This is a genomic window from Agathobaculum sp. (assembly GCF_050946325.1).
Taxonomy (GTDB): domain Bacteria; phylum Bacillota; class Clostridia; order Oscillospirales; family Butyricicoccaceae; genus Agathobaculum.
In genome coordinates, this window is the sequence record NZ_JBMNUP010000130.1 from 1 (window position 1) to 5,479 (window position 5,479).

General features: G+C 49.8%; 4 protein-coding genes. 2 read left to right on the plus strand and 2 right to left on the minus strand.

What is annotated here, in order from left to right; translation table 11 throughout:
• Together ACOYIE_RS08955 and ACOYIE_RS08960 are read right to left on the minus strand one after the other, a co-directional pair.
• Positions 1–1,442 (minus strand): response regulator transcription factor (locus tag ACOYIE_RS08955; RefSeq protein WP_433412461.1); only part of this gene is annotated, 1,442 nt, incomplete at its 3' end.
• The gene (locus ACOYIE_RS08960; protein WP_123158793.1) at positions 1,439–3,232 is read right to left on the minus strand and encodes a sensor histidine kinase; all 1,794 of its coding nucleotides are present in this window, start codon (positions 3,230–3,232) and stop codon (positions 1,439–1,441) included. The genes ACOYIE_RS08960 and ACOYIE_RS08955, both read right to left, overlap by 4 nt.
• 234 nt (positions 3,233–3,466) lie before the next feature.
• Between ACOYIE_RS08960 and ACOYIE_RS08965 the strand changes: the two genes are divergently transcribed.
• The gene (locus ACOYIE_RS08965; RefSeq protein WP_009324188.1) at positions 3,467–4,837 is read left to right on the plus strand and encodes an ABC transporter substrate-binding protein; all 1,371 of its coding nucleotides are present in this window, start codon (positions 3,467–3,469) and stop codon (positions 4,835–4,837) included.
• 72 nt (positions 4,838–4,909) lie between these two features.
• The coding region (locus ACOYIE_RS08970; RefSeq protein ID WP_433412464.1) for a carbohydrate ABC transporter permease at positions 4,910–5,479 on the plus strand (570 nt) is incomplete at its 3' end.

Here is a 5,479-nt window from a genome sequence, read left to right on the forward strand (position 1 = left end):
AGATATTCATTGAAGCCGATGCCAAGCTCCTGCTTGAACAGGCGGCTGAGATAAACGTTGGTTACGTTGACTTCATGCGCGGCGGAGGCAAGAGAGATGTCTTCGCAGAAGTGGGCGTGGATATAGGCTGTTGCCTGCTTTACGTAAATTGAAACCGGATGCGCTGTGCGTGCTTGCAGAGCAGCGCACAGCCGTGCAAAAAGGGCAGAAAACCAGTTGTGTACGGAGGAAAGCGACGACATCTCCCCCAAATGCTTTTCCGGCAGGACATCATCTGTATAGATGTCGCGCATATCCAGAGCCTGTTGCTTGCAGATCCGATTCAAAACGCCCAGCAGGTCGGTAAAAAGCATCTGAGCCATAGGCAGTGGCGGACGCGCATTGCGGATATATCCGAACAGGTCGTCAATCTCCTCCTGTACACCGGCGGCGTCACCAGCCAAGACCAGAAATGTGAGCGTGTTTTCCTTTTCCTCATTGAAGTAATTGAAAATATCGGCCTGAGCGTTTGGAGCAAATGACTCCACGATCCCACCGGGTTGTTGGTAAAAACGGTTTTGAAGTTGTTCACTGACTGCCTGAAAGGCTTCTGGCAGCTGCTGAAAGCTTGGACAGAGCACACCAATGCTGAAGCTGACGGAGAGATTCAAAAAACGGGACATGCAAGTGCGAATACGCGTCAGAGTAGCGTGTATGACGCTGGAGACTGCATTTTCGCTGAATGTGTGAGCAAAAGAAAGTAAAATAGCATAGTTGCCTTGTTCCGCATAGCAGATCACGCCGTTTTTTTGATCAGATAGGATCTCGCTTACGATATTGATGATTGAGTAATTCGTCAGGTCGTTGTTGCGCAGGCTGTCTGATCTGTAGTCATCGAGGCACATGGCAATCGGAAGTATGCGAGAGGATGCCAATGGAAGCTCCAACGTGCGAATACGGCTGTCCACTTCTTGAGAGTCTGTATAAAAGCCTGTGAGAAGATGCAGCAAAAATTCACGACGCAGCGCAGCTGTATTGTTTCCGCTGAGCTGGGAAAGAGGGACACCGCCGCCGCAGATGCGTTCACGAGCTTTATCAAGTGCTTCCGACAGTTCCTTTGCATAGAGATGGTGCTTGAGCAGATAATCCACCGCGCCGTTCTGCAAAGTTCCGCGTACATATTCATAATCGTCATAGTTGCTGAGCGCGATAAATTGTATATGTGGGTACTGCTTGTGCAGTGTCTCGCACAGCTCAAGGCCGTTCATTCCCGGCATCCTCATATCCGACAACACAATATCCGGTCTGCAGACCGGCAGTTTTTCCAGAGCTTCGGCACCGCTTCCGGCTTCGCCGCACAGCATATAGGAAGTGGTGCCCGTATAAGCGGGAATCTCTGCTTCCAGAATGTATTTGACATTGGTGCGGGTCAGTACTTCATCGTCTACAATCATCACATTCATAGATATTGCTCCCTGTTTTCTTTTGTGATGCATGGCATGGAAAGCTCTACTATGGTATACAGGTTGGGTTCGCTTTCAATCCAAAGCGCTCCCGCGTCGCCAAAAAGAAGGTGAAGCCGTGCCCGGACGTTTGCAATGCCGATGTGGCTGCCATCGTCCCTTTCAGGCTGATGCGAAAGTGCTTCCAGCAGCTGTGGGGAGATTCCCTTCCCGTTATCTTTAACACGGATATGCAGCGCGCCGTCCAGACAAAAAAATTTTATCTGCAGGATGCCCGCCCGGTCTTGCGGGGCGATTCCATGCAGAAGGGCATTTTCAACGATTGGCTGCAAAAGCAGCTTGGGGATCAGAGCGCTTTGTGAAGTTGTGTCTGAAGAGAAATAAGAAGTGAATTTCCCGGTGAATCGATACTCCTGTATTTCCAGATAATTCTTAAGGTATTGGATCTCTTCATTCACAGGGATAAGTTTTTCACGGTTAAGATTGACATGCAGCATGCTGGAAAGCGCCAGGGAAACAGCTTTGATGTTTTCCGCACCCTGCAGAGAGGCCAGGAATTGAATGGTATTGAGTGTGTTATACAAAAAATGCGGATTGATTTGCGCTTGAAGCGCCCGAATCTCTGAATCGCGTTTTTCGGATTCCGTACGCCGGATATCTGCAATCAATTCCCGAATGCTGCGGAGCATGAACTGGATTTGGCGGTACAGTTGTCCTACTTCGTCCAAAGATTGTATCTCTACATCCAGCGACAAATGCTCCTGATCGATTTTGGCAACGGCCTGAGAGAGACGGTTGAGATTGCGTGTAACAAGAGAAGTGGACAACAGGATACACAGCAGGATAAACATCCCGCATGCAAGAGCAATCAAGAGCACCTGTGTGCGTGTTTCGAGGAAATCAGAGAGGATATTTTCATAGGGAACAAAGCCCACGACAGTCCAACCAGTGAGCGATGCCTCCTGTGTAACGGCAAGACAGTTTTTGCCGTGCAGAGAAACGGAAAACTGAGGCGCACCTTGCTCCAAGGCACGAAACAGCGCAGTACGGTCCTGGCTGCTCAGAGAGGCGGCGTTCTCTGCGGCAGGAAAAATGATCTCGCCCGCATTTTCGTCCACAACCAGCATGGAATAGCCGTTCAGGTTGCTGATGCTGAACATGTCATTCAGCATAGTACTTTTTATGTCGGCTACAACCAGTCCGATGCAATCGCCGCGGTAACGAATTGGCCGAGCGATGGAAAAGACAAGCTTCGATGGATGCGGATCATCCGGCTCATAATAATGCGGAGGAATGAAGCGCACATCATCGTTCCCGTTGATAAGAGGTCCGTACCAAGGCTGGCTGCTCAAAGTTACGCTGTCCATAATCAGCCCATACGAAAGGCTGTTGCCTGTGCGGTCGTACACGGCCAAGCTGTTTAGATATGATTTGAAGTTGCACAGGCTCATAATGTAGTCCTCTGCCTCCCGGCGGTATTGCAGCAGAGTGACGTCATCTTCGTCGCCGCTGAGCAGATAATTGAAAATACGGGTGTTCAATCCGTTGCCGAAGTTGCTGGATACAAGCGCTGTTACACTGTTCAGATCCTTGAGTGCTGTTTCAAAGTTGCTGTTGGAAATCCGCAGCATGGCATGCAGATTGTTGGCGGCAGCATCAGAGGCCTGCCGTGTTAGACGGTCATACCAGAAGTAGGTCGTGACACCTGCGAAAGTAAAAAACAGCGCCAAGACAGCACACAATAGTTTGAACCGTAAGCTGAGGACCAGATTCCATGCTTTTCTGCGCATGCGTCAGGCATCCTTTCCGGGCAGTACCCCAAGACAGTGGAAAATGTATGCTTTTTCTCTTACAATATTTATTGTTGCACCTGGCGCGGGGAAAGTCAATACAGCCTCGGCTCCAACAGGAAAAGTGGATAAATTCCAACAGTACAGTTTAAAAAAAGACAATTTTGTATGGAAGAATTTCAGGTATACTGAAACCACCGAAAGGAACCTGTACATTAAAAAGGAGGAACTTGTATGAAACTGAAACGTATCATCAGCGCAGCGTTGTGCGCGGCATTGGCAGCGTCCATGGCGGCGTGCGGCGCACCGGCCGACACTTCGGCATCGACACCGGTACAGCAGAGCGTGTCGGTGTCCGTTCCCGCAGCGCCGACAGAGGTGCCGACGCTTACGATGCTCACCTTTACAGAATGGTACAAGGATGGGTGGAAGGCTCTGGAGAATTATATCAATGAGAATTCCGATGAGCTTGGCTTTAAACTGGACATCCAGCAGATCGCCGGAGGCTCGGAGGGGGAAGAGGTCGTCAAGGCGCGCTTTGCCACGGGAGATCTGCCCGATATTATCCAAAGCTATGGTGCAAAGTGGATCGATACGCAGGTGAACGCACTGGACAAGATGGTGGACATGGGGTCTCTGGCAAGCGAAGCGGAATATGACGCCGCGACGCTGGAGGAAGGCGGATACCGGTACAATGGTAAACTGTACGGCATGCCGATGGACACCACAAATCTGCTGGGATGCTTCTATAATAAGGATGTATTTGAAGAAGCCGGCATCACGGAGCTGCCCACGAATTGGGACGAGTTTACCGCAGTATGTGAAAAGATCAAAGCCATTGGCAAAACGCCGCTTTACTATTCAGGCAGCGATTCTTGGACGCTGCAGTGTTTTACGCACTTCGGCTTTAATAAGGAAGTGTTCGACAGCGGCCTGACGTACAATGAGTTTTGGGATGAGATGAACACCAATAAGCGTCATTATTCCGAATGCGCTGATTTTGCAGATGCCATCGCCCGTTCGAAAGAAGTAATTGACAAAGGCTATGTTCAGGAGACCTATCTTTCTGACACTTACGACATGGCGCAGACGGCTTTGGCGCAAGGCGAGGCAGGAATGTATGTGAACGCCACCTGGGTCGTGGACGAGATCGCCAGTAAGTACCCGGAGGCGGTAGAAAACATCGGTGCATTCGTCCTTCCCTTGTACGAGGATACGGAAAATTATACGGACTCTTCTTTGCCGGGCGCGATCGGCATAACCACGGCCTGTAAGGATGTGGAAGCGGCAAAACGTGCTGTCGATTTTATCAGTTCTTCCAAAGCACAGCAAATTTATGCCGACGCACAGCCGGGCATCTATCTGAACAAGAATGTGAAGGCAGAACTGTCGCCGGCACATCAGGACCTTGTAGATGTGATGCAGGCGGGCAAGGCTATGGCTTTGTGGCAGGGAACCGGCAACAATTATGGGTACGGTTCCTATGACAAGTATGTACAGGATTATTATGTCGGGAGCAAAACCGTCGAGCAGGTGCTTGCGGCCATGGATGAGGAGACCGCAAAGAATGCGGTTGCTGCAAACGACCCCAACTGGGCCGAATAAGGCAGCTTTCGGTATGGGATGCGGGCGGCGAAGCTCGTATCCCATATTTTTTTGATTGGATGTGTCTTGAGTATGTCGAAACAAAATAAAAGCATATACAGCTATTGGTTGGCAGTCCCATGTCTGATTTTATACGGCTTGTTTTTTATCATTCCCGCGGTAGTGGGGCTGGGGCTTTCGTTCCTGAATATCCGAAGCTTTGATTTTTCACAGGCTACCTTTGCAGGTCTACGCAATTATATCAATGTTCTTTCGGACAGCGGGATGAACATTGCAATTAAGAATTCATTTATCTTTGCCGCAGTCACCACTGTATTAAAAGTGATTCTGGGCATGGTGCTGGCTGTATTCCTGAACAATAAGATGCGGACGACAAATTTTCTGCGAACTGTGTTTTTTTTGCCAGCTGTGCTCAGCAGTGTAGCGGTGGGCCTTATCTTTACTGCAATGATGCATCCGACTCGAGGCATTATCAATATCGCTCTGCGTGCGGCAGGCTTGGATGCATTGGCACAGAACTGGCTGACAGATCCGCATTTGGCGATATTTTCTGTCGCGTTCATCGAGGTGTGGAAGTGGACCGGCTTTACGATGGTGATTCTTTTGGCAGGGCTGCAGTCTATCCCGAAGAATTATTATGAG

Bases quoted from the DNA above. Each gene is read 5' to 3' on its own strand.
- ACOYIE_RS08965 (WP_009324188.1), top strand. From the start codon at position 3,467: ATGAAACTGAAACGTATCATCAGCGCAGCGTTGTGCGCGGCATTGGCA.
- ACOYIE_RS08960 (WP_123158793.1), bottom strand. From the start codon at position 3,232: ATGCGCAGAAAAGCATGGAATCTGGTCCTCAGCTTACGGTTCAAACTA.